General features: G+C 41.8%; 27 protein-coding genes. 21 read left to right on the top strand and 6 right to left on the bottom strand.

Features of this window, described 5'->3' with window-relative positions:
• The first annotated feature begins 25 nt into the window (after positions 1-25).
• The 5 genes from ABIB50_RS23915 (at position 26) to ABIB50_RS23895 (ending at position 5,284) form a co-directional block, all read left to right on the top strand.
• Positions 26-397, top strand: a complete 372-nt coding sequence (locus ABIB50_RS23915; protein ID WP_429383962.1) for a hypothetical protein — start codon at positions 26-28, stop codon at positions 395-397.
• A gap of 96 nt (positions 398-493) precedes the next feature.
• A complete protein-coding gene (locus ABIB50_RS23910; RefSeq protein ID WP_429383960.1) occupies positions 494-2,815 on the top strand; it encodes a TonB-dependent receptor in 2,322 nt (773 codons plus the stop codon).
• A 2-nt stretch (positions 2,816-2,817) separates the two neighbouring features.
• On the top strand, positions 2,818-4,272 hold the full coding sequence (locus tag ABIB50_RS23905) for a PepSY domain-containing protein (RefSeq protein ID WP_429383958.1): 1,455 nt from the start codon (positions 2,818-2,820) through the stop codon (positions 4,270-4,272).
• A gap of 3 nt (positions 4,273-4,275) precedes the next feature.
• Positions 4,276-4,470, top strand: coding sequence for a heavy metal-binding domain-containing protein (locus ABIB50_RS23900; RefSeq protein ID WP_429383956.1), 195 nt, complete (start codon positions 4,276-4,278; stop codon positions 4,468-4,470).
• A 112-nt stretch (positions 4,471-4,582) separates the two neighbouring features.
• The gene (locus ABIB50_RS23895; RefSeq protein ID WP_429383954.1) at positions 4,583-5,284 is read left to right on the top strand and encodes a DsbA family oxidoreductase; all 702 of its coding nucleotides are present in this window, start codon (positions 4,583-4,585) and stop codon (positions 5,282-5,284) included.
• Positions 5,285-5,437: 153 nt separating this feature from the next.
• On the opposite strand, the gene ABIB50_RS23890 is transcribed toward ABIB50_RS23895, so the two are convergent.
• Genes ABIB50_RS23890 through ABIB50_RS23880 form a run of 3 tightly spaced genes read right to left on the bottom strand, consistent with a single transcriptional unit; the run spans position 5,438 to position 6,143 of the window.
• Entirely contained in the window at positions 5,438-5,635 is a 198-nt protein-coding gene (locus tag ABIB50_RS23890) for a hypothetical protein (protein WP_429383952.1), read from the bottom strand.
• On the bottom strand, positions 5,628-5,837 hold the full coding sequence (locus tag ABIB50_RS23885) for a hypothetical protein (RefSeq protein WP_429383950.1): 210 nt from the start codon (positions 5,835-5,837) through the stop codon (positions 5,628-5,630). The genes ABIB50_RS23890 and ABIB50_RS23885 overlap by 8 nt, the downstream gene beginning before the upstream one ends.
• Positions 5,838-5,873: 36 nt before the next feature.
• Entirely contained in the window at positions 5,874-6,143 is a 270-nt protein-coding gene (locus ABIB50_RS23880) for a hypothetical protein (protein WP_429383948.1), read from the bottom strand.
• 212 nt (positions 6,144-6,355) lie between these two features.
• Here ABIB50_RS23880 and ABIB50_RS23875 point away from each other — a divergent pair, with 212 nt between their 5' ends.
• From ABIB50_RS23875 to ABIB50_RS23840, 8 genes are all read left to right on the top strand, one after another.
• Entirely contained in the window at positions 6,356-7,165 is an 810-nt protein-coding gene (locus tag ABIB50_RS23875) for an MlaE family ABC transporter permease (protein WP_429383946.1), read from the top strand.
• A 9-nt stretch (positions 7,166-7,174) separates the two neighbouring features.
• A complete protein-coding gene (locus ABIB50_RS23870) occupies positions 7,175-7,948 on the top strand; it encodes an ABC transporter ATP-binding protein (RefSeq protein WP_429383944.1) in 774 nt (257 codons plus the stop codon).
• Between the two features lie 22 nt (positions 7,949-7,970).
• The gene (locus ABIB50_RS23865; protein WP_429383942.1) at positions 7,971-8,966 is read left to right on the top strand and encodes an MlaD family protein; all 996 of its coding nucleotides are present in this window, start codon (positions 7,971-7,973) and stop codon (positions 8,964-8,966) included.
• Positions 8,967-9,162: 196 nt separating this feature from the next.
• Positions 9,163-9,312, top strand: a complete 150-nt coding sequence (locus ABIB50_RS23860; protein WP_429383940.1) for a hypothetical protein — start codon at positions 9,163-9,165, stop codon at positions 9,310-9,312.
• Between the two features lie 45 nt (positions 9,313-9,357).
• A complete protein-coding gene (locus tag ABIB50_RS23855; protein WP_429383938.1) occupies positions 9,358-9,753 on the top strand; it encodes a hypothetical protein in 396 nt (131 codons plus the stop codon).
• 18 nt (positions 9,754-9,771) lie between these two features.
• The gene (locus ABIB50_RS23850) at positions 9,772-10,350 is read left to right on the top strand and encodes an RNA polymerase sigma factor (protein ID WP_429383936.1); all 579 of its coding nucleotides are present in this window, start codon (positions 9,772-9,774) and stop codon (positions 10,348-10,350) included.
• A complete protein-coding gene (locus ABIB50_RS23845) occupies positions 10,331-10,603 on the top strand; it encodes a hypothetical protein (RefSeq protein ID WP_429383933.1) in 273 nt (90 codons plus the stop codon). Before ABIB50_RS23850 ends, ABIB50_RS23845 begins: the two co-directional genes overlap by 20 nt.
• Before the next feature lie 12 nt (positions 10,604-10,615).
• Positions 10,616-11,302 carry an ATP-dependent Clp protease proteolytic subunit gene (locus ABIB50_RS23840; RefSeq protein WP_429383931.1) on the top strand — a complete coding sequence of 229 codons (687 nt, stop codon included), beginning with the start codon at positions 10,616-10,618 and terminating at the stop codon, positions 11,300-11,302.
• Between the two features lie 377 nt (positions 11,303-11,679).
• Here the strand turns inward: ABIB50_RS23840 and ABIB50_RS23835 are convergent, their stop codons facing one another.
• On the bottom strand, positions 11,680-12,273 hold the full coding sequence (locus ABIB50_RS23835; protein ID WP_429383930.1) for a hypothetical protein: 594 nt from the start codon (positions 12,271-12,273) through the stop codon (positions 11,680-11,682).
• A 175-nt stretch (positions 12,274-12,448) separates the two neighbouring features.
• Here ABIB50_RS23835 and ABIB50_RS23830 point away from each other — a divergent pair, with 175 nt between their 5' ends.
• The gene (locus ABIB50_RS23830; protein WP_429383928.1) at positions 12,449-13,225 is read left to right on the top strand and encodes a hypothetical protein; all 777 of its coding nucleotides are present in this window, start codon (positions 12,449-12,451) and stop codon (positions 13,223-13,225) included.
• A 24-nt stretch (positions 13,226-13,249) separates the two neighbouring features.
• On the opposite strand, the gene ABIB50_RS23825 is transcribed toward ABIB50_RS23830, so the two are convergent.
• Positions 13,250-14,476 carry a multidrug effflux MFS transporter gene (locus tag ABIB50_RS23825; RefSeq protein ID WP_429383926.1) on the bottom strand — a complete coding sequence of 409 codons (1,227 nt, stop codon included), beginning with the start codon at positions 14,474-14,476 and terminating at the stop codon, positions 13,250-13,252.
• Between the two features lie 481 nt (positions 14,477-14,957).
• On the opposite strand from ABIB50_RS23825, the gene ABIB50_RS23820 reads away from it, so the two are divergent.
• The 4 genes from ABIB50_RS23820 to ABIB50_RS23805 all read left to right on the top strand — a co-directional run bounded on the left by ABIB50_RS23820 (position 14,958) and on the right by ABIB50_RS23805 (position 17,862).
• The gene (locus ABIB50_RS23820) at positions 14,958-15,290 is read left to right on the top strand and encodes a hypothetical protein (protein ID WP_429383924.1); all 333 of its coding nucleotides are present in this window, start codon (positions 14,958-14,960) and stop codon (positions 15,288-15,290) included.
• 100 nt (positions 15,291-15,390) lie between these two features.
• Positions 15,391-16,617, top strand: coding sequence for a hypothetical protein (locus tag ABIB50_RS23815; protein WP_429383919.1), 1,227 nt, complete (start codon positions 15,391-15,393; stop codon positions 16,615-16,617).
• Between the two features lie 228 nt (positions 16,618-16,845).
• Positions 16,846-17,205: a response regulator transcription factor gene (locus ABIB50_RS23810; RefSeq protein ID WP_429383913.1), complete on the top strand. Its 360-nt coding sequence runs from the start codon at positions 16,846-16,848 to the stop codon at positions 17,203-17,205.
• A 177-nt stretch (positions 17,206-17,382) separates the two neighbouring features.
• Positions 17,383-17,862 carry an RNA recognition motif domain-containing protein gene (locus ABIB50_RS23805; protein WP_429383912.1) on the top strand — a complete coding sequence of 160 codons (480 nt, stop codon included), beginning with the start codon at positions 17,383-17,385 and terminating at the stop codon, positions 17,860-17,862.
• Between the two features lie 184 nt (positions 17,863-18,046).
• Here ABIB50_RS23805 and ABIB50_RS23800 read toward each other — a convergent pair whose 3' ends face one another.
• Positions 18,047-18,706 (bottom strand): porin family protein, encoded by a 660-nt coding sequence (locus ABIB50_RS23800; RefSeq protein WP_429383910.1) that lies wholly within the window; start codon positions 18,704-18,706, stop codon positions 18,047-18,049.
• Positions 18,707-18,933: 227 nt separating this feature from the next.
• Between ABIB50_RS23800 and ABIB50_RS23795 the strand changes: the two genes are divergently transcribed.
• The 3 genes from ABIB50_RS23795 to ABIB50_RS23785 all read left to right on the top strand — a co-directional run bounded on the left by ABIB50_RS23795 (position 18,934) and on the right by ABIB50_RS23785 (position 25,880).
• Complete coding sequence (locus ABIB50_RS23795) at positions 18,934-21,870, top strand: insulinase family protein (protein ID WP_429383908.1); 2,937 nt, start codon at positions 18,934-18,936, stop codon at positions 21,868-21,870.
• A 227-nt stretch (positions 21,871-22,097) separates the two neighbouring features.
• Complete coding sequence (locus ABIB50_RS23790) at positions 22,098-22,463, top strand: response regulator (RefSeq protein ID WP_429383907.1); 366 nt, start codon at positions 22,098-22,100, stop codon at positions 22,461-22,463.
• A gap of 324 nt (positions 22,464-22,787) precedes the next feature.
• On the top strand, positions 22,788-25,880 hold the full coding sequence (locus ABIB50_RS23785; RefSeq protein ID WP_429383905.1) for a tetratricopeptide repeat protein: 3,093 nt from the start codon (positions 22,788-22,790) through the stop codon (positions 25,878-25,880).
• The last annotated feature ends 6 nt before the right edge of the window (positions 25,881-25,886 follow it).

Raw genomic sequence — 25,886 nt, 5'->3', positions numbered from 1 at the left:
GTGTAGCGCCTACCTTTGCGGCGCAATGTTAAAACGGTTTACGGCTTTATTGTTATTGGTTGCGCTGGTTTCGGCTAACTTCTCGCGTTATTTTGTTTACGCGGGTTTCGAGCTGAACAAGAAGTACATTGCCGCTAACCTATGCGAAAACCTGGATAAACCCTGGATGCATTGTAACGGCCATTGCTACTTCATGAAAAAAGTAAAAGCCGCCCAGGATACCGAAAAGAACGAATCGCGCCAAGCGCAAAAAAACCTTTTCCAGGAAGTATTTTACGGTTCGGCTACTACTATTACGTTTCATACAAAATTACTAAATACCATCTCCACCCCTTATAACAGTCCGCTGGCTGTTGCTTTTAGCGGCGCTGTGTTCCGTCCTCCGCAATTAGGTTAAGTTTTAAAGTCTTTTAATTCATCTATCCTCACAAACGGCATAGATGCATCCACTATTTTCTTAACCCGGAAGGTTACTTCCGACCTATATACATACATGAAAAAATATTTTCTATATTTTTTGCTGAGCCTGTTTAGCACAACAGCGTTTTGCCAAAACATAACCGGTACTGTTACCGATGCCAACACGCACGAGCCTTTGGCAGGCGTAACTATTAATGCTGATGGCAGTACAACCCAAACAAATGCTAAGGGGCAGTTCAGCATGGCTGCAAGGGCAAAAACTATTACCGCTACCATGGTTGGCTACGGCACTAAAACCATCAGCATTACAACCAATAAATTAAGTATCGAATTAGCACCCTCAACGGTCGATCTGCAGCCGGTGGTAGTATCTGCCAGCCGCGAAGGCGAGGCCCGCCAGGACGCTCCCATCGCTATCGCCAAGATCAACTCGACCCAGATAAAAGACACCAAAGCCACCGCGCTATACCAGCTATTAAACAAAGTTGCAGGTGTGTATATGGTTAACCTGGGTAATGAGCAGCATACCATGGCTATCCGCCAGCCTATCACTTACAATGCTTTGTATTTGTATATGGAAGATGGTGTGCCCATCCGCCCTACAGGGATCTTTAACCATAATTCGCTTTACGAGATCAATATGAGCGGCGTAAAGGATGTCGAGGTTATTAAGGGCCCTGCATCATCGCTTTACGGCAGTAATTCAATCGGCGGCGCGGTTAACTTTATTACCCAGGGGCCACCTGCAGGTTATGCCGGGGATTTTTCGGTTCAGGGCGATAATTATAACTATCGCCGTATTGATGCCGATGGCGGGTTTACTTCGGGCAAGTTTGGTTTATATGCCGGGGGCTATATCGCCCACCAAAAAAACAGCTGGCAGGATTATTCTGATTTCGACAAGTATTCGGTCAACTTTAAAACAACATACTCTTTTAGCGATCATACCAAACTAACTACTACTGCTGCCTATAATTACCTCAATACCCAAACACCCGGAAGTTTAGACAGTGTGCATTTTTACAGCCGCAACTATGGCAGCAACAACAGGTTTACTTACCGTAAGGTCGAGGCCTTTAGAGCGAACGTTAAACTGGAGCATAGCTGGAGCCAAAAGAACAGCACCTTTTTTAACGCTTTCTTTAGGGATAACTCTACCGCTCAATTACCCAGTTATTTTATAGCTGATGTAAGGAACAGCTCTGGCGCCTACGTAAGCAGCAACGGGCAGGTTAATGATCAGCGGTTCCATAGCTTTGGTTTGCTGGCGCAGCATCGCAGTAATTTTGATTTCCTGCACTCGCGGTTAATAGCCGGGATTTATGTGGATGATAGCCCAAGTTCATATTACGCGCAGTACTTAAACATCACTAAGGATGTGGCAAATAATTACTACACCGGCTTTAGCAATACGGGTACCTACATTGATAACTATCGCATTAAATTATTTAATACCGCGGCTTATACCCAGTACGAAATTAACCCGGTTGAACCGTTGCGTATTGTTATGGGCCTAAGATATGATAAGGTACATTACAACTTCACCAACGCCTTAACCACCGGCGCCAAATACAAACAACAGGAAAGTACAGATTTTAATATTGTTGCCCCAAAGCTGGGTTTAACTTATGATTTGGGTGGTAATAAGGGGTTCTATGTAAACTACAGCGTAGGTTTCCAACCACCGGAGACCGGCGACCTGTACCAGGCGCGCCAGCTAATCCCGCTAAAACAAGCTACGTTTAATAACTACGAAGTTGGCGGCTGGGTCTCGGCATTTGATAAGAAGATGTATATAGAGGTTAGCTTGTACGATCTGGAGGGCCATAACGAGATCATTAACCAACTGTTACCTGATAATACCACCCAAAACCAAAATGCGGGTGCAACGCGCCACAGAGGGATTGAATATGCCTTAACTTATGCACCCGTAAATGAGCTGAGCTTCCATTTTAACGGCACCAATGCTAAACACACTTATGTTGATTACAGCGAGGTGAGCACCAATTATGTAACCAACACAAACTATACCCTTGTTTATAACGGCAACCGCATGAACAACGCGCCGGTATGGATAGCCAATGCTGAGTTGACTTATAAACCTAACTACCTGCCGGGCTTCAGGCTGGCAGGCGAGTGGCAGCATATTGATAAATATTATACCAACCCGGCAAACACAAAAACTTATTCGGGTTATAATATTTATAACCTGCGTTTGGGTTATGATCTTAAACAAACAGCTTTAAAAGGCGCAGGCATCTGGTTCAACGTATTAAACTTAACCAATAAGTTATATGCTACTACAGTAACCAGCAATCAATACGGCGATACATACAACGCCGCTCCCCCACGCACGGTTAGCTTAGGTGTTAGCTATTCATTCGCAAAGAACTGATCATGAAGAAAACTACAGAAGCAACAAACAGCGCCGCTAAGCGTAACTTCTATAAATGGCATCGCATACTGGGTTTAACCGCGCTGGTGCCTGTTATATGCTGGACATTGAGCGGGTTATCACACCCGTTCATGTCTAACTGGTTCAGGCCTTATATCCCGGTGGAGATTTATAAGCAACCTGTTCAAAACCAGATCAAACCTGCGCTATCCATCCGACAGGTATTGGACCAAAATCATATTACTGAGCTAAGGAACTTCAGCTTGATCAGCTTCAATAAAACGGCTTATTACCAGGTTATGGGTAAGGACAGCGTGTACAATTACTACTCGGCCGCTACGGGCCGGGTATTGCCTGACGGCGATAAACTTTACGCCATCTATTTGGCGCGGTACTTTACGCGGGATAGTACGTTCGCTATAAAAAGCTTAACGCGGCAAAAAACGTTCGACGGGCAATACCAACCCATCAACCACCTGCTGCCGGTTTGGAAGGTATCGCTTAACCGCGCCGACGGCATGGATGTTTATGTAGAAACAGGCCAAAGCCGCATGGGCACCTTTAACAATAATACCCGCAAGGCCTTGCTTTGGCTATTTGAACAGTTTCATACCTGGCAGTTTTTGGTAGCTGTTGGCGGCGAGCAGTTTAGGTTGATAGTGATGCTGATTTTGGTAAGCACCATGTTTTTGGCGCTGGTAAGCGGCTTAACAGTTTACGGCTTATTCTGGAAGAACTTTAAAGTAGTTGCCGAAAAACGCAAAGCTAAAAGCGCGGAAGACAAACGCTTTGTACACCGCTATCACCGGCAAATCGGACTCATCATTTCGTTTATCCTGTTTATGTTTATCACCAGCGGCGCGTTTCATATCGTCATCCAGCTGCGTAATGGCAAAGTTGCAAAACCGGAGTATCAACAATTGATAGATCGGGGGGAGTTGGGTTTATCTAATCTTCAATTATCGTTACCGGATAGCAACATTAACCACATCGCGTTAGCAAAATTTAATAACTATACTTATTACCAGGTAACCAATAACAAAAAGCGGATCTTATATTTCGATACCACAACAGGTGCAGAGCTACAAGATGGTGACACCAAATTTGCCGCTTTTTTAAGCGATTATTATGGCGAGAGCAACACATCGGCCCAACCAATAATAACCCGCATAGGTCAGTTTGATAACGAATACGGTTTTATTAACAAGCGCCTGCCGGTACAAAAAGTCAGTTACCCAAATGTCGAGAACCGATACATCGAAACTACCACGGCAAAGCTGGCAACCAAAGTAGCAGGCATTGACCGTGCCGAGGGGTTAAGCTTTATCTTCCTCCATAAATTCTTTTGGATGACCTGGGCCGGCAAGGATATCCGCGATATAGTGAGTATGTTAGCGGCTTTAACCGTATTAGTGGTTTCGTTATTGGGATTAACCGCATTTATTAAAAATAAGTAAGTTATGAGATCAGCATTAATAGCCCTGGCATTTATAAGTTTAAGCTTAGGCGCCTGCAGCAATTCCACTAAAGATAAAGCCGTTAAGAAAAAGGAATATAAATACTATTGCGTAATGCACCCGGAAATTGGGTCGGATAAACCCGGCGTTTGCTCAAAATGTGGTATGCAGATGGTTGAACGGGACGCGGATAAATAACAAGTGTGCCAGGTGTGCCGGGTGTGCCAACTGTGTCACCTGTCTCTGGCACACACACTCAATTTTACTTTGCGCTTACGCTGATTTTATACCAAGGTGGTAACTTTACACCATGAAGATACAAATTTGGAGTGACGTGATGTGCCCGTTCTGCTACATAGGCAAACGCAGGTTTGAACAGGCTTTAGCGCAATTTGAGCATAAAGACGACGTGGAGATAGAATGGAAAAGCTTCCAGCTAAACCCTAACCTGGTTACGGATGTCACTTTAAATATTAACCAATACCTGGCTGATATTAAGGGCATAACCCTTGATCACGCCAAACAAATGAACAACCAGGTAACCCAAATGGCTGCCGAAGTTGGTTTAACCTATGATTTTGATAAAGCTATAGTTGCCAATAGTTTTGACGCGCACCGCTTTGCGCACCTTGCCAAACAAAATGGTTTAGGCGATGAAGCCGAAGAAGCACTTTTTAACGCCTATTTCACCAACGGCCAAAACATAGCCGACCACGATACTTTAGCCGAACTTGGCGAAAGCATCGGCTTAGACAAAGCCGAAGTGCATCATACTTTAGCAGGTAACAAGTTTGCTATTAATGTACAGCAGGATATAGCACAGGCCCAGCAATTAGGCATCCGCGGCGTTCCGTTTTTTGTGATGGATAATAAATATGGCGTATCAGGCGCGCAGGCTGTACCAACATTTTTGGAAACGTTAGAAAAAGCCTACACCGAATGGGCCGAAACTAAACCCACCAGGCTTGATGTAGTTGAAGGCGATAGCTGTGAAGTTGGCGGGGATTGTTAAGCGTAGTTATTTTTCCTGCAAGATTGAAGTAAGAATTTTAATAGCTTCTTGCTTTGTTATGGTAGATTTTTCTGATTTATCGAAGATACTTATCAAAAGCATAGCTATCCCCTCTTCTGTTTTATTTAAGTGGTAATATATAACTCTAAAGCCTCAGCTTTTTCCTTTACCCTTACTCTCATCAGCTATCCTGATCTTATAAATTCCTTGTCCGTATGACTCACCTAAATATGGATTATCAATAAGGTCTTTTTCGAGTTTAGTAATGGTGGCTTTTAGCGTTCTATATTTATTGGCGAGTGGCTTTATATTTCTTTTAAATTCCGGGGTTGGATTAATACTATTACTCATCCCAAAGGTCATTCATTGATAAAGGTTTCATCTCCCCGTTCTTTATCATTCTTGCCTCTTTTAAACCTGTAGTTACTGACTTTAATTCTTCTGTCGTAAAGCCATCATCATCAACAGAAATTATATTGCCGCCTTCTTTTTTGATAATGGAGAATATTGTTTGAGCAACTTCGTCTGAAATTTCAAGAGTTATGGTTGTCATGTCGTTTATTTATCTATACTCAAATATAACGAAATATTACTCCGTATTCAAATCCCTGTCGTTCGGGTTCAATATGTACTCGAAGTTTTCATACCCATTATGGAAATGGAACTTCAGCCTTGATTTGGGTACCTCAATATCTAAAGATAGTGCCGCCAGCGTTTCGGGCAGGATATCGCGGATCAGTTTCAGGTCGGTTACATGTGGCATCTCTACGTAAATACCATCATCCAAAGGTTTAATATCCCATCCCGGAAGGTTGGCATTTTGCAATATGTGCAGCCATTTTTGTTGATATAATTTCATAATAAGTCCTCCTCTACTGCTTTTAAGCAATAAGTACGCCAAAGGGTTTTATTATTAGTACATTATTTTTTGACTTTGCCGTAACATAAAGTACTGTACATTTGTCTTATTAATCAAATGATTAATAAACGCGCCTAACAAACAAGGTTTATTAACTTTTTGTATAATATAGTCAGGAAATATCTTGCATAAGTAATACCTTTACGCCATTAATGGATACCGAAATAGAATCAACTGTTCCTCGTAAAAAAAAGGCCTTAAAACCCAAAGGCAAGATTGCCACTTTTTTTGTAAGTCTTTATAACATCCACAAGTTCATTCTTAGGTTTTTTAAGGAGGCATTTGTACAACCTTTTGAGTTTAAAGAAATTGTAAGGCAGTGTTATGAAGTTGGTGTACGTTCGTTCACGTTAATATCATTAACCGGGTTTATTGTAGGTTTAATATTTACCAAACAGTCGCGGCCATCGTTAGGTCAGTTTGGTGCTACCTCATGGTTACCGTCGTTGGTATCAATAGCTATAATGCGCGCCCTGGCACCGTTGGTAACGGCGCTGATAGCGGCAGGTAAAGTAGGTTCAAGCATTGGCGCCGAGTTAGGTTCCATGCGCGTAACCGAACAGATAGATGCCATGGAAGTATCGGGCACCAAACCGTTTAAGTTTTTGGTTTGTACCCGCGTAATAGCTACAACTTTAACTATACCTATACTGGCAACCTACACAGGTTTTATAGCCATCCTGGGTGGCTATATTAACGTTGCAACCAACGAAGGCACCAGCTACGCCACCTATATGCAGCAGGTGTTTGACCCGTTGTCATTTACAGATTTTACGGCATCATTGGTAAAATCAGTTGTGTTTGGGTTTACTATCGGTATTGTGGGTAGTTACCAGGGTTATTACTCGACCAAAGGAACAGAAGGTGTTGGTAAAGCTGCAAACGGCGCGGTAGTGACAGCCATGTTTTTAATATTTATTGAAGAGATTGTTATAGTGCAGATAACCAGCTGGTTTCGCTAATTATAAATTATGGATAAGCCAAAGGCACCTATTGATTACAATAACGCGGTTATAACCATTAAGGGGTTAGAAAAATCCTTTGATGATTATCATGTATTGCGCGGTATTGACCTGGAGCTTTTCCAGGGCGAGAACCTGGTGGTGCTGGGGCGGTCGGGCACCGGTAAGTCTGTATTGATAAAGATCATATCAGGGTTATTACAGCTTGATAGCGGTTCGGTAGAAGTATTGGGCCACGATATCAACAAAATATCTGATCTGGAATTACAGGAGCTGCGTATCCGCATTGGCTTCTCTTTCCAGAACAGTGCCTTGTATGATAGTATGACCGTACGTAAAAACCTGGAGTTCCCGTTGGTACGTAACCGTAAGGGCATAACCAAAGCGGAAATAGACGATGCTGTAGAAAGCGTATTAGACGCGGTAGGCTTAAGCCAAACTATTAACCAGATGCCGTCCGAATTATCAGGCGGGCAACGTAAGCGTATCGGCATTGCCCGTACGCTGATATTGAACCCCGAGATCATGCTGTATGATGAACCTACAGCCGGCCTTGACCCTATTACCTGCATTGAAATAAACGAGCTGATCAACGAGGTTCAGCAAAAATATAAGACATCATCCATCATCATCACCCACGATTTAACCTGCGCCAAACAAACCGGCGACCGTATAGCTATGCTGTTAGATGGTCAGTTTCAGCGCCAGGGTACTTTCGACGAAGTTTTTGATACGATGGACGAACGGGTAAAACCATTTTTTGATTACAATTTTATACGATAGATTTACAAAGCATTACAATATAATGGATAAAGCAGAAAATAAACGGGCAATAATAGTGGGACTGTTCCTGGCCATAGGCCTGGTGGTTTTTATTGTCGGCGTTTTCACTTTGGGCAGCCAATCAAAAAGCTTCTCAAAAAGTATACACATAAGTGCCGTATTTGATGATGTATCCGGATTAAAAACCGGCAACAGTGTTTGGTTCTCGGGCGTAAAAGTGGGCAGCATCAGCAAGATCCATTTTATTGGCCCGGGCCAGGTTGATGTACGTATGAGCATTGACGAAACCAGCCAGCAATACGTACACCGTAACGCGGGCGTCCACATCGGGTCTGACGGGTTGATAGGCAACAAGATCATTGTAATTGATGGGGGCAGTCCGCAGGCTCCGGTTGTGCAGGATGGGGATGTTTTACTAACTGAAAAACTAACCTCGACCGATGATATGTTGAAGGTACTGCAACAGAACAACCAAAACTTACTATCAATAACCGGCGACTTTAAATTATTGAGCCGTAAGATATTACAGGGTAAAGGTACGGTAGGTACACTTATGGCCGATAGCGCCGTTGGTAACCAGTTTAGAAATGCGATGAGCAATTTCGAGCGTACCAGTGCTACTGCGGCACGTTTAGCTGCTAACCTGGAGCGCTTTAGCTCTAAAATGAATACCAAAGGCGGTTTGGCTGATAAGATGTTGACTGATACCGCGACATTTGCTACCATCAAATCGGCTGCTAATCAACTTAAGCAAGCGGCTGCTAACACTACCGAAGCTACCAACAATTTAAAAACCGCCAGCGACAAGTTTAACCGTACAGATAACGCGGTAGGTGTTTTGTTAAACGACCCTAAAGCAGCCGCGCAGATTCAAAGTACGCTACAAAACCTGCAGGCAGGCTCTATCAAGTTAAATGACGACCTTGAAGCTGCACAGCATAACTTTTTCCTGAAAGGCTTTTTTAAAGACCGGGCAAAAGCTAAGGCCGATAGTATAAAGAAGGCTAATAAACAATAACGTCCCCTTGTCATTCCGACGAGGAACGAGGAGAAATCTATACACTCGAATTAACCTGTCAGTGTATAGATTTTTTCGCTCGCTCAAGAGAATAGTTTGCACCACGTTCGAAGTGAAATAATGAGTTGCAAACACTTTCCGTTTTCATAAGTTTAATTAATACAGATAGCTCATATTTGTGCATAAACAAGCCGTTATGAAAAACGTAAAACCAATAACCGATCCTGTAAAAAAGCCTTCGCCTTCTCATGAGGAGATAAAATCTGATTTCCCGTTAAGTGAGAAAGACGAAGTAAAAAAAGCAGAGCAGAATTTACAGAAGAACCAAAAAAAGACAGATCGGTAATTATAAATTCATTCGCTATCTTGAGCTATCCAAATTTATCATTACATGAAAAAATTAGCCTTTGGTTTGCTTGTATTGGCCGTTGCCGGTATATCGGCCTGCAAACCATCTGTATCGCCGCAGGATCTGTACGGCAAATGGAAATATAAAAGGGTGCGCAACCCAAATGCCAGCCCGCCGGACAGCGTGGGTAATATGACCCTTTTTGAGCAAAAACCATATATCGAATTCACGCAAAAGGACAGCTTATTAATTTATTGGGATAACAAGGTACTGTCACACGGTACGTTTGCCATTGATGGCTCAAACATCCAATATACCGAGGTCATCCCCGGTGGTGTACGTAAATTTCCTTTTTACATTGAGCGCTTTGACGGTAAGCAACTGATCTTCTCTACCAAAGGGGCCGATGGGTCAGAAGTTACAGCAGTGAAGGAATAAACTATTTTTAAATAAAAGATGATACTACACCTTTTATCGGCACATATCTATAAACAGCACATTATGCCAGGTACCAGCATTCAAGACAGATCAGCACAACGGCAGGAGCTTTTTATCAGCATGTATAAAAAGGCGTTCCCGGTTGTGGCTAAATACATCAGCCGCATGGGCGGCAGCTTTGATGAAGCTAAGGATGTTTTCCAGGATGCGCTGGTGGTTTATTATGAGAAGGCCGTCGCTAACCCATCAGCCTTAAATAATGATACGGCTTACCTGGTAGGCACGGCTAAGCACCTATGGCTAAAGCGTTATCGCCAATCCAGTCAAAATATTGGTTTAGATGGTATCGACTTGTTTGACTTAGCTGTAGAAACCCCATCAAACAACCGCCTGCTGCGCTTTTTGGAGACAGCCGGCAACAAGTGCATGGAGCTGCTGAAAGGGTTTTATTACGATCAGCTCTCGCTTACCGAAATAGCCAACGGGTTTGGCTACTCGGGTGTGCGCAGCGCTACGGTGCAGAAATATAAATGTTTGGAGAAAGTAAGAGAAACCATTAAACAAAAAGCATTGGTGTATGACGACTTCATGGAATGAAACCAAACAGATAGAGGCCCATATACTGAGCACCGCCGGCACCGGTGATGCTTTGCTATTCGAGGCTAAACTAATGCTGGATAACGACCTGGCCGATAAACTGATATGGCAGCAAAAAGCTTATGCTACCATACAGCAGTTTGGCCGCAAGCAGCTAAAAAAGGAAATAGAACAAGTACATCAACAACTGTTTACACACAGGGCACACATCAGCTTTGCTGAAAAAATAAGGCGGCTGTTTAGTAAACAATAAACCAACAACTTTATGAATATCGACAAGAACGAGTTCCGCAAATTTGCGGTGGGGCATTGCCATGTCCAAAAAGACCGGGTAGACAGCTACATTACCAGCGTTGAAAACGCGGCTATCCCAACAGCCATGACACCCTATATAACCGAAGAGCGCGAGCTGCGCGTATCGCAGATGGATGTGTTCTCCAGGCTGATGATGGACCGCATTATTTTTATGGGTGCACCTGTTGAAGCTAACATTGCCAACATTGTGCAGGCGCAGCTGCTGTTCCTGCAGAGCACGGACGCTAAGAAGGACATCCATATGTATATCAATTCGCCGGGTGGCGAGGTGTACGCCGGGTTTGGCATTTATGATACCATGCAACTAATTAGTCCCGATGTATCAACCATTTGTACCGGTATGGCGCTCTCATTTGGTGCGATATTGCTATGCGGCGGCGCCAAAGGTAAGCGCAGCGCCCTGCCCCACTCGCGCGTGATGCTGCACCAGCCGTTGGGTGGCGTACAGGGACAGGCATCTGACATCGAGATCACTGCCAACCAGGTACTTAAAGTTAAAAAGGAGCTGTACGATATCATTGCCAAACACAGCGGCCAGGATTATCAGAAGGTACACGACGTGTGCGACCGCGACCACTGGATGATAGCCGCCGAAGCTAAGGAATTTGGGGTGATAGATGAGGTTTTAGGGGATTAAAACAACAGCTACTGTTTCATTATAAAAATGAAACAATTTGAGATAGTTGAAACACTACTTTGACTTAAATTATTAAAGATCAATGACTTGTAAAAACCGGGTGAAACACTTTGCAACAGTACAAAAGCTTTAGCTGAAGCTATTAATCAACTGACAATAAACATGTTAAATCAATTACTGACTTTTTGACTAATTGGAGTGAAACATCTAAAGTGAAACACGCCTAATATCCTTAGGTATTGATTTTTTTAGCACCGCTGTCTGTGTCCTCACAGACAGCCTGCAAATAAACCTTGCTTTTAATGTATGAAATTTTAAGTTTGAATTGACGTCATGAAGTTGTAGATTTGGGAATGGCTAAATACTATATATACAATTTACCTAAGCCCGGAGTGGGCACAGAAGTTGAGGAAACTAAGGGATTGCCAAGATAAGCAAGCAAATATTACGCAAAATACAATCGGGATAAGAACGGATAATAACATACAAAATCCAAAAGTATTCCATCTTGGTTGGTTAATACTTCTATTGTGTTCTATTCTATCCTGATAAGAATCAATCATAATTAACAGCATTTTTTTAATCCTGTCCTTATCGGTTTTAGCATCTTCAAAATACCAATCATTAAAAAGGTACTTTGGGTGGTCTCCCGTAGATTTATATTCGTTTCCCTTTAAATTAAAATATAGCTTTATTATTATAATGCCTAGGTATACAGATGTTATAATTAACGAGCCTTTAAGAGAGAATCCTAAAGTAATATAATTAGAAAAAGTATAGCCTATTACTGAACTAAGCAATCCCAGAAGAATAGTTAATAAGATAGTACTTCTGTTTACGACTGAATCTGCTGATTTAGATGTATTTTCTAATAATATAGTTGCTTGATTTAATATAAATTCCAGTTCGGCTTGAGAGGCTTTAGATTCATTTTCTTTTGTTATAGAAAAACCTTTGTTATCCATAGCCATAAAGCTACAAATAATTAGTGTGAATATTATGCCATTGAGAGGTGGTGCCTCAGGATACGCGACTGTATGTCAGTATCGCGTTATATATGTTAATTATGCTTCTTCATTTATTTTTTTCTTGCTCACAATGAAAAGGGATTGTAACTTACCTTTAATTAAGACCAGCCTTTACATTATGATTACAAGTGATAAACTTCTCAAATATTTTCCGATATCTATTCCTGTTATTACTTGTTACGGATATTTAGCTGGTTTTCTATATGAGTTTGGAGCATGTTACTATTACGGCATTCCTATATCGCTAATAAACGTTAGCATCGGTACAATTTTATCAATTGTAGGCGGTATTTCAGTAGGTATAGGAGTGCTTTTTGTAGTCGTCATACCTTTGGTGATTTTCGCGTCTACTCGATTCGAAAAAAGACCTATGACAGCTATTTGGATTAAATATAATATAATGTTTCTGTTATTAATTCTAATTTTTCTTCCAGCATCTAACTTAGATATGGAGGCCTTTGGCACGTGCCTTTCAGCATGGGTTGCACTTAATATACTCATTAACTTAAAGACATCTCTGACGTTTAGTGATAAAAGAAAATTTATAACCACTCAAAGAGAATTTCCTAAATGGAAGCATCATGTCTTGGCGATGATTTGGGAGCAACGCATAATAAAAAAATTCACAAGCGCTAAGGCATTAATATTTTATGCAATAACTTTCTTATTCGTAATACCTGGGGGTACAGAATATGTAAATCGGATATACAATGATTATTACTTATTGAAAGGCACAGATTATGTTTTAGTTAAAAGATATGATAACAATTACATATTCAAAAGAATCGATACCGTTAATAATAAATTTCTCGACTCAATAATTGTAATGCAAGCTACTTCTGACAAGACACTATCTTTAGTGCATATGAATAACCATTCAGGTTTTATCAAATAATACCTAAATATCTTTAATCATTATTTAATGCGCCACCACCGCACCACTTCCACTCACATCCACCTTATTCTTTATCCGCGAAGCGCCAAATAATAATACCAGCAGGCCAACAACGGCGGTCGACTCCATAATACCGGCCATAGGCACGGCCGACCGGCTATCAAACACGCTTACACCAAAGGTAGCCAACGCGCCTAAGCCCAACTGTAACGCCCCTAATAATGCCGATGCGGTACCCGCGTTTTTGTGGAACGGTGCCAGTGATAATGCCGAAGCATTTGGGCTGGTGATGCCCACACAGCATAGCAATACAAATATAAGGGCAAGCGTAGTGCCTAAGCCATACCAACCGTAATGGCTGCCTACCAAAAACAATAAAGCTGTTATAACCTGTGTTGTCATGGATACGCGGATGATCTGCTCGCTTTTAAATTTCTTGAGCAGCAGGTTATTAACCTGGCTTGAGCCAATGAAGCCTACCGACAGCCCGGCGAAGATCCAGCCGTAAGTTTTGGCGCTTACTTTAAATACCTCCATAAAAACGATCGGCGAAGCCGATACATAAACAAACAGTCCGCAAAAGGCGAACGCGCCGGTTAAGGCATAGGTGTAAAATTGCGGCTCTTTAATAACCTGTAAAAAACTGTTAATGATGGGTGCCGGTTTGAGCGAATAGGTTGGATCGGCCTTATAACTCTCGGGCAGGAAGAAGATAACGGTAAGTAATATAACCAGCGCCATCGCGCCCAATATCACAAATATTAAATGCCAGCCCCAAACTACGGTAACATAGCCACCAACAGTGGGCGCTATCATAGGCGAGGCACCCAGGATCAATATCAGTAAGGCAAAGATCTTTGCATTATCCTTTAGCGGGAAAATATCGCGCACCATAGCCATGGATGCTACGCCGGCCGCGCAACTTCCTATAGCCTGTATAAACCGCAACGTAATTAAGGCTTCGATGCTGGTTGAGTAGTAGCAACCTGCCGACGCGATGATGTACAGCACCAAACCAATATACAAAGGTTTTTTACGGCCGAACCTGTCAAGCAACGGGCCGTACAATAACTGCCCCACTGCTAACCCTATAAAAAAGCTCGATAACGATATCGAAACCTGCGCGGTAGTAGTATGCAATGATTTTGCAATAGCCGGGAAACCCGGAAGGTACATATCTATAGAAAAAGGCCCTAAAGCCGTAAGCGAACCTAATATCAGTACAGTAAAGAAATAACGTTTTTTAGTCATAATACGCAAAGGATTCCATCTCCCTTAATTTTCGGCAAATATCGCCTTTACATAATTAAGCCGGGTTATAAACACTGTAATATTTCGGTAATTAACTTACAATACCCGTTAAAAAAGATTTAAGAGCCATAGGCTCGAAACATATTGTAGCCACGGGTTTCAACCCGTGGTAAACAAGTCACAATGTTGTCAAGTGCCGTAGGTACGATGTATATTTATATGGGCCGAACCTACGGTTCTCTATAATATATCTTTTTATATACCACGGGTTAAAACCCGTGGCTACAATATAGGTCGAGGCTACGCCTCTATTGATTAAAACCTTTCAAACATTGAACTAACGTTAGCTATTTAAATTACCGACTATTAAACCATACACTTTTAATCCTGTCATAGCTGTAACATCTATATTTAACAGCAACACAAATTTTGGCTTGCTATTTGATTTAGGGATGATAACTAAAATTTTATTTACAGAGACATGAAAAAGTTAATTGTATACACAGGCATAATTGCAGCGACGGTATTTTCGACGGCCAACCTTGCCCATGCACAAGAAAAAAAAGGAATAAGCGAACAAGGTAAAGGCGCTATTATAGGCGGCGCCGGTGGCGCTATAGTTGGTGGTATTATTGGCCACAATGTTGGCGGTGCCTTAATAGGCGGTGCTGTTGGTGCAGGTGGCGGTTACATTATTGGTAACGAAAGCCGCAAAGCAAAAGAGAAAAAACGTATTGCAGCATATAGAAGAGCATACTATAATAAACACGGGCATTATCCAAATGCTTATGTTTATTCAAAAAAAAGAAATTAACTATTGATCATTAAACAAAAGCCCGTGCTGTAATTTTTCAGGACGGGCTTTTGTGTTTTATTAGTATATTAAAGCCGTTGCAATAACGTTATACTTTTAAATGATAAGAGCCTTACTTACAATTGCTTTTTGTTGTTGGTCGATAGCATTATTGGCACAAACCGACAGCAGTTCGGCAAAGTACCGCCCTTTTATTGATACGCTGGAGAAACTGGATTTGATTGATATCGCCAATTCAATACTCCATAAAAAAGCACGTTCTGTAGCTGATAAGGCCGAAAAGAAACTCTATTTCTCCTTCCTACCAATTTCTTCATCAGCTTTCGAGTCGGCCGGTAAAACGCTTATCGCGTCAACAACAGCCGGTTTTTATTTAGGCAATCTGCACACTACTAACCTTTCCTCCATAAATTTCACGCCCTATACAAACTTTACCGGGCGATATGGCTTACCCGTACGGTCAAGCATCTGGTTAAAAGACAATACCTTTAATATCCAGGGCGACACCCGGGTTTTAAAATACCCGCAATACACCTGGGGGCTGGGCGGCGGGCAACCAGCTGATCATAAATTCCTGGTAGATTATGTATACGTAAGGTTTTACCAAAGTGTGCTTAAACAAATTAAGCCCTATTTTTTTGCCGGCATTGGGTACGATTTAGATTATTATATGGATATTGATAGTGATAATGGCACCAACACTACTTTAGCCCAGTTTACCAATTACTCGTTTGGTACCAAACCCAATCAAAATTCATTTTCGTCGGGCCCTACCGTAAATTTATTATATGATACCCGCAACAACTCTATAAATCCCTTACCGGGTTGGTATGCAAACGTTATTTACCGTTTTAGCGCGTCAAGGATGGGTAGTAATGATAATTGGCAATCTTTATATGTCGATGTGCGTAAATATCTTTCATTAGCCCCGTCGGTACGTAAAAACATGCTGGCGTTCTGGGCCTATTACTGGACCACCCTCTCGCCCGGGTCGCCTTACTTAAACCTTCCTTCCATAGGTAACGACCCCGGCAACCGGTCGGGCCGTGGCATTGAGCAAAACCGTTACCGGGGCGAAAGCTTATTTTACGTTGAAACCGAGTACCGTTGTGATATAACCGATAATGGCCTCCTGGGGTTTATTGCATTTGCCAACGTAAACTCGGCCAGCCAGCCCAACAGCAGGCGGTTCAGGTACTTTAACCCCGCCGGCGGCGCCGGGTTACGTATTAAATTTAACAAGAAAACAGATACCAATATTGGCATAGATTACGGAAAGAGTAAAGATTACTCATCAATTTCGATAAACCTGGGCGAAACATTTTAGCTAAAAGTGAGCGGTAGTCATTACAGGGCAATATTCTATTTTTTTAATAATTTTTTAACTAAAATGTTACTGTTAATAATATTAATATCAGAATTTATATTTTATATTTGATTGAGATATTCGAGAAGATAAATTCAGGACCTACACGTACAAGCCATTTTACATTAAACTATTAAGTTTTTTCGAAGTCATAATACCTACATCTTAATAGCTGATCTTAGTACCTACATGTCAAAACGTATTTTAATATTAGACGACAACCAGGATATCCTGGAAATTGTACACGAAACACTTTCTTACGAAAAGTTTGATGTTAAAAGCACATCAAAGGGCGCCGATGTGATGCCTATGCTTGCTGAGTTTGGGGCCGACCTGGTGATATTAGATTACCGTGTGGCAGGTATAAACGGCGGCGAGCTTTGTAAACAAATAAAATGTCATCCCGATTTTAAGGATATACCCGTTATTATTTTCTCGGCCTATATTAATCATGATGATGAATTGTTTGGTTATGGCTGTGATGCTATCATAAACAAACCTTTTGACCTTACTGAGTTGGTTGAAAAAGTTAACAGCCTGATACTATAAGCATCCCTTTCTTCTCTTCAAACTTTCTTTAGAATAAAAAATTAAGTAAAACAATAAAAACAGCCTTATGTTGTCTTTAAAAAGGCAGTTGTATGAAAGATGTTATGGTTAGACATCTTTCATAATTATAATGCTTACTATTGTTTTATAAACCAACTCATTAACTTAATTTATTAGATGAAAATTTTTATCGCCAAGCTGCCTTATCAATACGAAGGGGCTGATCTTACAGAACTTTTTTCTCCCTTCGGCGAGGTAAGTTCGGCAAACGTGATCATGGATCGCGAAACAGGCCGCAGCAAATGCTACGCTTTTGTTGAAATGCCAAATGACGAAGAAGCGCAAAGTGCTATTGACGCGCTTGATGGAAAAGAAATTTTAGACAAAGCAATTGCTGTTAGCCAGGCCAAAGAAAAAACCGACAGGCCATCTGGTGGTGGCGGTGGTGGATACCGTGGCGGTAATAGTGGCGGTGGCGGGTACAATCGCGACCGTAACAGCGGTAGCGGTGGTGGTTACGGCGGCGGCGGTGGTGGCGGCTACAATCGCGACAAAAGCAGCGGTGGCGGCGGCGGTTATAATAAAGACCGTGGCGGTAATGGTGGTGGCGGAAGCTATCGCGACCGTGGCAACAAGGGCGGTGACTCTGATTATTAAGCTGTAAAATATTACATATACAAAAAGACCGGACCATATAAATATGATCCGGTCTTTTTTATTGAATAACTCTGTCATTTCGAGCAAAGCGAGAAATCTATACACCTGCATCTAAATTATACAGGTGTATAGATTTCTCACTCGTACCTCGTTCGAAATGACAATTCTTTTTATTAAGGTTTCCTTAATTCAATTTAAACCCTATACCAAACTGCCATACCTGGTTGCGGTAGTTAGGTACATAAGTGCTGCCCTGCGAATCTGTTTGTTGCAGATCGATTGTATAACGTGCACGCAGATCAACAGACCTGTTCAGGTCAAAGCTTACACCCAACACACCGTCTAAAAATGATTTATGGCCGTTGTTGTTTTCGTAATTAGTTTCCTGCGCTACTACGAAGCCATTGTCATAAGTATTGGTAGTATTCAATAAGTAAGACAACTGCGGGCCTACCAGGATGTTAAAACCAGGGCCCACTTTAAATTTAGCTAATAACGGCACTTCGATAAAGTTTGTACGCTGGGTAAAAACACCATTAGCAGTAGTAGCTTCGTACCCTTTTTGCGAAAACAAAACTTCGGGCGCGAAAGACAATGGATAAATAATAGGCAGATCAAAAGTTAAACCTGCATTAAAGCCGACTATGCTGCCTGTGCTGTAATTTGAGTTGCCTGAACTGATCTGGTTTGAAACGTTACCGCCTATCGTCAGGCCAATTTTAGGGCTGTAATAATCGCCATTGTTGTCGCGTTCGCTGTTACGTTGCTTATGGTACCTGCGCTGTGCGCTTACCGAGCCTGCAATCATTGTCAGGCATATAGCAAAAGAGAGAATTTTTTTCATTGTAGTGTGTTTTATCTTTTTAAGTAATGGTTTTTAGAGCGAAGCCAGTTCAAAAGGTTTATTTACAAAATGTTTTTTATTTAATTTTAGCGAAAGCGCTGTGTAACAACACTTAAAAAAAATCGTCTTAACGTTGTTTGGCATACTGCCAAACAAAACCATTTTTGTGGGAATCACCATTTTTTTAGTCGAAGTTTTTAAATACATTTATTGTTTAAACAAGTAGCATGAAACAAAAATCATTCCTGGCAGGCCTTGTATTGGCCTTTTTTGCATTAAACCTGAATGCGCAGAGCGTTATAGCCTGGAAACAGGCAACGTCCGGCGGTTACACTTACCGGTATGTAACCGGCGACCCAACCCACTCGCGCTTTTACACGCTAAAAAATGGTTTAACCGTAATTTTAAGTCCCACTAACAAACAGCCGCGCATACAGGCTTACATAGCCGTAAAAGCGGGCAGCAAGACCGACCCCGCAAACCATACCGGCCTGGCGCATTACCTGGAGCACATGATGTTTAAGGGTACTGATAAGTTTGGCACAACAAACTGGGCCAAAGAAAAACCCTACCTGGATAAAATTGATGCCCTTTACGAGCAATATAACTCTACTACAGATGAGGCTAAACGTAAAGAGATCTATAAAGAGATAGATAAGACATCAGGCGAAGCGGCTAAAATATCTATCGCTAACGAGTATGATAAAATGATGGCCTCAATGGGCGGCCAAAACAGTAATGCCTTTACCTCGTTCGAGCAAACGGTATATACCGAAGATATCCCAAGTTCATCATTAGATAAATTTTTGGTGTTGCAGGCCGAGCGTTTCCGCAACCCTATTATGCGGATCTTCCATACCGAGCTGGAAGCGGTTTACGAAGAAAAGAACCGCACGCTTGATGATGATGGCCGTAAAGTTAGCGAAGCTATGTTTGCTGCTGTATTCCCTAACAACAACTACGGCAAGCAAACTACCATTGGCACTATCGAGCATTTAAAAAACCCGTCGTTAAACGCTATCCGCAACTACTATTACACTTATTATGTGCCAAATAATATGGCGGTTATTCTTTCAGGCGATTTTAACCCGGATATTGTAGTTAAAAAGGTAGAGCAAACCTTTGGCAATATGAAGGCTAAACCTGTTCCGCCTTATACTTTCGCACCCGAGCAGCCTATAACCAGCCCTGTAAAGCGCGATGTTTACGGCCCTAACCCTGAAAATTTAACTATTGCGTTCCGTTTCCCGGGTGCTTCTACCCGCGATGCACGTTTGCTTGACCTGATGGGATCGATGTTAACTAATGGCAAAGCCGGTTTATTTGACCTTGACCTGGTTAAAAAACAAAAATTGCTTAGCGCCGGCGCCAGCAGTTATACCTTAAAAGATTACAGCGTTTTATTACTGCGCGGCAACCCGATTAAAGGCCAATCGTTAGACCAGGTGAAAGACCTGATGATGACCGAGATCAGCAAACTGAGAAATGGCGAATTTTCTGACGACCTGATAAAATCAATTGTTAACAATCAAAAAAAAGAAAAGATAATTGATAACGAAAGCTATGTAAACCGGGCCAGTAACCTGATGAGTGATTTCACCTCGGGCGTTGATTGGAAAACCGATATAGCAACCGTTAATGAGCTTTCAAAGATAACCAAAGCGCAAATTGTTGAGTTTGCAAACAAGTACCTTAATGACAACGACTATGTTATTATTTATAAGCACCAGGGCGAAGATAAAAACATATTAAAGGTTGAAAAACCTGCTATCACCCCGGTTGAGGTAAATGCCACTTCACAATCAGAATATCTGAAAAAAATTGAAGCGTTGCCTTCAAACGCGGTTAAGCCGGTTTGGCTGGATTATCAAAAAGATATCCAGCGAGCTAAAGCCGGTAAAGCTGATCTGTTAGCTGTTCAAAATAAGGATAACAGTATATTCCGCCTGTACTACCGCTTTGATATGGGCAGCTGGAACAATAAACTACTGCCTGTTGCCGCGCAATACATCCAGTTTTTGGGTACCAAAACCAAAACCGCCGAAAACTTTAGTAAGGAGTTTTATAAACTGGCAACATCTTACAGCATATCGTCAGGTACAGAATTTACACAGGTAACCTTTAGCGGCCTGCAGGAAAATTTTGGCGCGTCGGTAAAATTATTTGAAGACCTGCTGGCAAACTGCCAACCCGATGAGGAGGCTTTAGCCGGATTTAAAGCCCGTTTAAAAAAATCAAGAGAAAATGCTAAACTAAATAAAGCATCAATTGCCAGTGCTTTAAGAAGCTATGCTACCTATGGCCCGTCCAATCCGTTTAATTATACCTTTACGGACGCTGAGCTGGATGCCATTACTGCTGCTGACCTGATCAGTATCTTACATTCGCTTAATAATTATAAACACACCGTATTGTATTATGGGCCGCAAACGGCACAGCAAGCTGCATTAACCGTGGCCCAGCTTCATAAAACGCCGGCTGCCTTTACACCATACCCGGCTGCTAAAGTGTTTACTAAAGTACCTACCGGCACAAACCAGGTGTTTTTTGCTAATTATGACATGGTACAAGCCGAGATTTATTGGGTACGCAATGAAGATATGTTTAATGCAACAAAAACACCCGAGATAGAATTATTTAACAACTACTTTGGTACCAGCGGCTTCACCTCAATCGTGTTACAAAATATACGGGAAGCTAAAGGTTTGGCCTATTCTGCATTTGCTGTTTACCAGCAACCTGTTAAAAAAGATGACTCGAATGTATTTATAGGCTACGTAGGTACACAGGCTGATAAATTGAATGAGGCCATACCTGCTATGAACGAGCTGCTAAATAAATTACCTGAGTCTGAAAAAGGTGTAATTGGCGCACGGGACAATATTCGCAAATCAATAGAGACCGAGCGGGTAACGCAGGACGATATTTTGTTTAGCTACCTGGCGGCGCAACGCCTGGGCCTGAATTACGATGCCCGTAAAACAACTTTTACTATGTTAGACAAGATCGATTTTAAAACCATTAACAAGTTCCACCAGGAGCAGTTGGCAAATAAACCATTTGCTTATTGCATTGTAGCGTCCGAAAAACGTGTTAGCGATACAGATCTGAAGAAATATGGACAACTGATAAAGCCTGATATGAAAACATTATTTGGCTATTAATAAGGAATAGTGTTGTGTAAAACAAGCACTTGTTTGAAATAATAAGCAAAAAAATTAACACTAATAATAAATATGACGCTTAAAAAACAATAAATCTGAAGATTCTGTAGCTAAAATACAGAATTTGATGGGGTATAGTTAATATTTAATAGTTATGGTATAGGAATTGTTATTAAGCTAACATAATTCCTATACCTTTTCTATTTAGGAAGTTAACATACAAGAAGATGCAAAGGATATTAGCAGTTGACGATGATAAAGATATTTTAGAAGTTTTACAGTTGATACTGGAAGACTCGGGCTACGAAGTTGAAACACTGGCTGACGGTCACTTTTTGTTTGACCGTATAAAAAAACACCAACCCGACCTTATTATCCTGGATATAATGTTAGGTAATATGGACGGGCGCGAGTTGTGCCGCAGCGTTAAAGCAAACACCGAAACTCATAAAATCCCCGTTATACTACTATCGGCAAGCCATGCAATTACCAGTAGCTTTAAACAAAATGGCAACCCTGACGACTTTATAGCTAAGCCATTTGATATTGACGTACTTATCCAAAGAGTAGAGCGACAATTGTCAGCAGCCTGACTGACGACGCACAAACCTGATAATACTTAGTCATTAGTCATTAGTCATTAGTCATTAGTCATTAGTCATTAGTCATTAGTCATTAGTCATTAGTCATTAGTCATTAGTCATTAGTCATTAGTTCAAGCTTCGCTTGAACTTTTTTTGTATGGTGGCTATCCTGCGTAAGTCAGTTACTATTAATCCACAATCACAAAGTTTTCCACAACTATACCATCTAATTTCATTAGTACGTTTAAAAAGCGTTGTCCACATTTGTTAATTACTATTGTGGATTGCATTTTTGCGTTTAGCTAATTTAGCGCCATCATTTTTACGCATCTTATGATTAAATTGAAATATAGCATATCCCTGTTACTCCTGTTATTTGCTTTTACTTTACGTGCACAGCAAAGTCAATCGTTCCAGGCTTATCGCACTTATCACACCGCCGGCGACCTGTTAGAACGCGGCATGTATGTTGCCGCCACCGCACAGTATCGTTTGGTGATGGAAGCCAAACTAAAAACCAGCAACCAACCCCATTTTGAAAGTGAGTTATCCTTATTAAAAGAGAATGCGCAATACTACGTGGCGCTTTGCGCGTTAGAGTTAGGTAATGATGATGCAGAGGATCTTTTCCTGAAATTCATGCATGATCACCCGGAAAACCCGCTGGCTAAGCTGGCTATGTACCAGATAGGCAGATCATACTCTAAAAAAGGTAATTATAAGCAATCATTAATATGGTTTGATAAGATCTCTGCCGAGCAGCTAAGCGGCCGCGAAAACACCGAGTATAAGTTCCGTAAAGGCTATGCGTATTTTACGTTGGATGACTATACCAACGCGCAAATACTGTTTGGCGAAGTAAAAAACCGCAACTCGCCTTTTACCGATGATGCTACCTATTACTTTGCTTACATAGCTTATTTGAACAAAGACTATCACCTGGCACTGCTAAATTTCGAGAAGTTAAAAAACTCAAAAAAATACATCAACAGCTATCCTTATTATATCACCGCCGTTTACTTTTTAGATAAGCGCTATGACGATGTATTGGCTTATGCTATCCCGATATTAAATACCACCAAACAGCAAAACGAAACGGAGATGCTGCGGATCATCGGCGCATCGTATTTTGCTAAAAAGGATTATGATAACTCGGTAAAATATTACGACCGTTTTGAGGCCCGCGACCAGGGTAAGACCCAAAACACGCAGGACAGCTACCAAATGGGCTATGCTTATTATAAAGTAGGCAACAACGCAAAATCGGCCACCGAACTGGAAAAGCTGATAGAGCAAAAAGACGTTTACAGCCAAAGCGGTAGTTATACTTTAGGCGAGGTATTCCTAAAGATGAACAATAAGCAAAGCGCCCGTAACGCCTTCCTGAACGCGTCGAAACTAAGCTTTGACAAACAATTGCAGGAAGATGCTTTGTTTCAATATGCCAAGCTATCCTACGAGCTTGATTTTAACACCCAGGCTTTAGAGGCTACCCGCCTGTATTTAAAAAACTATCCTAATTCTACCCGCACTACCGAGGTTAAGGTATTATTGGGCGAGGAGCTTTTAAACTCGCGCAACTATAAAGAGGCAGTTGAGATCCTGGAGCCAATCCCCAACAAAACACAAACCGCTAAAATTGCTTACCAAAAGGTAACTTATTACCGCGGGCTGGAGTTTTACAATGAGCGCGCTTTTGAGAACGCCATCGGGATATTTTTACGTTCGTTAAAGAACCCTGTAGATTTAAAGACACGCGCTTTAACTACCTACTGGATGGCCGAAGCTATGTACGAGGTACGCAAGTACACAGAATCCGTAGCAACTTTCCAGGACTTTTTAGAATTGCCTGAGGCGCCGCAAACCACTGTATTTAACTATGCTAACTATGCGTTGGCCTATGCAGCGTTTTACGGCGAGAAATACCGCACGGCGGCTACCTACTTTCAGCGTTTTATTGATGGCGAGGAAAAGGATCGCAATACCGTAAACGATGCCATAACCCGGATAGGTGACAGTTTCTTTGTACTGAAAAGCTATGATAAAGCTTTAGAATATTATAACCGCATTATAGACAACCATATTAAAGGCGAGGATTACGCGCTGTTTCAACGCGGTATGATCCAGGGGTTGCAGGGGTCGCCGGATAACAAGATCAATACCTTGAAGGCGCTGTTGTTTCAGTTCCCAAATTCTGATTACGCCGATGATGCTGATTTTGAGATAGCTTACACCTACTTTATTAAAAACGACGGCACCACCGCTAAAACCGCGTTGCAGGCCCTCATCCAAAAATATCCGCGCAGCAGTTATATCCCGCGCGCGCTGGTTACCATTGGTTTAATAGATTACAATGCCGGCAGCGATGACCTGGCTATCGAATCGTTTAAAGCGGTAATAAAGGATTATGCATCGACCGATGAAGCTAAACAGGCGTTAAAGCAGATTGAAAAGATCTACACCGATAAAGGCGACGCGCAAACTTTCATCGCTTATGCTACCACCACTCCTATTGGTAATTATACCACTGCCGAGCAGGAAAGCATTATGTACACCGCCGCCAATAACCTTTACTTACGCGGCGACTGGGAAGGTGTAGTAGCGGCCGTAGGTGGTTACTTCGAAAAATTTCCAACCAAGCCGATCTATGAGAAACAGGCAAGGTTTATCCGTGCCCAGGCGTTGGTTAACCTGAAACGCGACGACGATGCCATCATTGATTACAATGTAATATTGAACGACTGGACCAGCACATCAACCGAGCAATCGCTGATAAGCATGGCTAAGTTGTATATCAACAAGAAAAAATATAACGACGCCGTGGTGTTCCTGAAAAAATTGGAGATCACCTCAGAATATAAGGCCGATTATACCTTCGCGATAAATAACCTGTTGCTATGCTACGCGCAAATGCACGCTGCCGATGAAGCGCTAAACTATGTTAAGCTGATCCGGGCCAACGAAAAATCGGCACAGGAGGACAAATACAGAACGGGTTTATACGCCGGCCTTGCCTACCTGCAAAAAGGCGACACGACTGCTGCGGTAAACGAATTTGATTACACTATATCAAATACCAAAACTATAGCGGCAGCCGAGGCTAAATACAACGTAGCATTGGTACAGTACCTGAAACATCAGTATAAAACATCGCAAAAAACCTGCTTTGAGATAGCTAAGGAAATGCCTAATTATGATTACTGGATAGCCAAAACGTTCATCCTGTTATCAGACAATTACGTAGCGCTGAAAGATAACTTCCAGGCTAAGGCTACCCTGCAAAGTATCCTGGATAATTACAAAGGCGATGACGACATACTGGCCATCGCGCAGCAAAAGCTTGATAGAATTTCGCCGCCAAAGCCTAAGACAGACGAAGCGGTGCCAGACTCTACCCAAACAAAAAAACCGGTTAATAAAGGATAAAAGAAG

Origin of the sequence: Mucilaginibacter sp. UYCu711 (assembly GCF_050433825.1) — a bacterium.
Lineage (GTDB): Bacteria > Bacteroidota > Bacteroidia > Sphingobacteriales > Sphingobacteriaceae > Mucilaginibacter.
The sequence above is the reverse complement of the archived record's forward strand: the minus strand, read 5'-3'. Positions and strand labels throughout refer to the sequence as shown.

What these genes read in the sequence shown, in the direction of transcription:
- ABIB50_RS23915 (WP_429383962.1), top strand. Translation starts at nt 26, where the DNA reads ATGTTAAAACGGTTTACGGCTTTATTGTTATTGGTTGCGCTGGTTTCG.
- ABIB50_RS23910 (WP_429383960.1), top strand. Translation starts at nt 494, where the DNA reads ATGAAAAAATATTTTCTATATTTTTTGCTGAGCCTGTTTAGCACAACA.
- ABIB50_RS23905 (WP_429383958.1), top strand. Translation starts at nt 2,818, where the DNA reads ATGAAGAAAACTACAGAAGCAACAAACAGCGCCGCTAAGCGTAACTTC.
- ABIB50_RS23900 (WP_429383956.1), top strand. Translation starts at nt 4,276, where the DNA reads ATGAGATCAGCATTAATAGCCCTGGCATTTATAAGTTTAAGCTTAGGC.
- ABIB50_RS23895 (WP_429383954.1), top strand. Translation starts at nt 4,583, where the DNA reads ATGAAGATACAAATTTGGAGTGACGTGATGTGCCCGTTCTGCTACATA.
- ABIB50_RS23890 (WP_429383952.1), bottom strand. Translation starts at nt 5,635, where the DNA reads ATGAGTAATAGTATTAATCCAACCCCGGAATTTAAAAGAAATATAAAG.
- ABIB50_RS23885 (WP_429383950.1), bottom strand. Translation starts at nt 5,837, where the DNA reads ATGACAACCATAACTCTTGAAATTTCAGACGAAGTTGCTCAAACAATA.
- ABIB50_RS23880 (WP_429383948.1), bottom strand. Translation starts at nt 6,143, where the DNA reads ATGAAATTATATCAACAAAAATGGCTGCACATATTGCAAAATGCCAAC.
- ABIB50_RS23875 (WP_429383946.1), top strand. Translation starts at nt 6,356, where the DNA reads ATGGATACCGAAATAGAATCAACTGTTCCTCGTAAAAAAAAGGCCTTA.
- ABIB50_RS23870 (WP_429383944.1), top strand. Translation starts at nt 7,175, where the DNA reads ATGGATAAGCCAAAGGCACCTATTGATTACAATAACGCGGTTATAACC.
- ABIB50_RS23865 (WP_429383942.1), top strand. Translation starts at nt 7,971, where the DNA reads ATGGATAAAGCAGAAAATAAACGGGCAATAATAGTGGGACTGTTCCTG.
- ABIB50_RS23860 (WP_429383940.1), top strand. Translation starts at nt 9,163, where the DNA reads ATGAAAAACGTAAAACCAATAACCGATCCTGTAAAAAAGCCTTCGCCT.
- ABIB50_RS23855 (WP_429383938.1), top strand. Translation starts at nt 9,358, where the DNA reads ATGAAAAAATTAGCCTTTGGTTTGCTTGTATTGGCCGTTGCCGGTATA.
- ABIB50_RS23850 (WP_429383936.1), top strand. Translation starts at nt 9,772, where the DNA reads ATGATACTACACCTTTTATCGGCACATATCTATAAACAGCACATTATG.
- ABIB50_RS23845 (WP_429383933.1), top strand. Translation starts at nt 10,331, where the DNA reads ATGACGACTTCATGGAATGAAACCAAACAGATAGAGGCCCATATACTG.
- ABIB50_RS23840 (WP_429383931.1), top strand. Translation starts at nt 10,616, where the DNA reads ATGAATATCGACAAGAACGAGTTCCGCAAATTTGCGGTGGGGCATTGC.
- ABIB50_RS23835 (WP_429383930.1), bottom strand. Translation starts at nt 12,273, where the DNA reads ATGGCTATGGATAACAAAGGTTTTTCTATAACAAAAGAAAATGAATCT.
- ABIB50_RS23830 (WP_429383928.1), top strand. Translation starts at nt 12,449, where the DNA reads ATGATTACAAGTGATAAACTTCTCAAATATTTTCCGATATCTATTCCT.
- ABIB50_RS23825 (WP_429383926.1), bottom strand. Translation starts at nt 14,476, where the DNA reads ATGACTAAAAAACGTTATTTCTTTACTGTACTGATATTAGGTTCGCTT.
- ABIB50_RS23820 (WP_429383924.1), top strand. Translation starts at nt 14,958, where the DNA reads ATGAAAAAGTTAATTGTATACACAGGCATAATTGCAGCGACGGTATTT.
- ABIB50_RS23815 (WP_429383919.1), top strand. Translation starts at nt 15,391, where the DNA reads ATGATAAGAGCCTTACTTACAATTGCTTTTTGTTGTTGGTCGATAGCA.
- ABIB50_RS23810 (WP_429383913.1), top strand. Translation starts at nt 16,846, where the DNA reads ATGTCAAAACGTATTTTAATATTAGACGACAACCAGGATATCCTGGAA.
- ABIB50_RS23805 (WP_429383912.1), top strand. Translation starts at nt 17,383, where the DNA reads ATGAAAATTTTTATCGCCAAGCTGCCTTATCAATACGAAGGGGCTGAT.
- ABIB50_RS23800 (WP_429383910.1), bottom strand. Translation starts at nt 18,706, where the DNA reads ATGAAAAAAATTCTCTCTTTTGCTATATGCCTGACAATGATTGCAGGC.
- ABIB50_RS23795 (WP_429383908.1), top strand. Translation starts at nt 18,934, where the DNA reads ATGAAACAAAAATCATTCCTGGCAGGCCTTGTATTGGCCTTTTTTGCA.
- ABIB50_RS23790 (WP_429383907.1), top strand. Translation starts at nt 22,098, where the DNA reads ATGCAAAGGATATTAGCAGTTGACGATGATAAAGATATTTTAGAAGTT.
- ABIB50_RS23785 (WP_429383905.1), top strand. Translation starts at nt 22,788, where the DNA reads ATGATTAAATTGAAATATAGCATATCCCTGTTACTCCTGTTATTTGCT.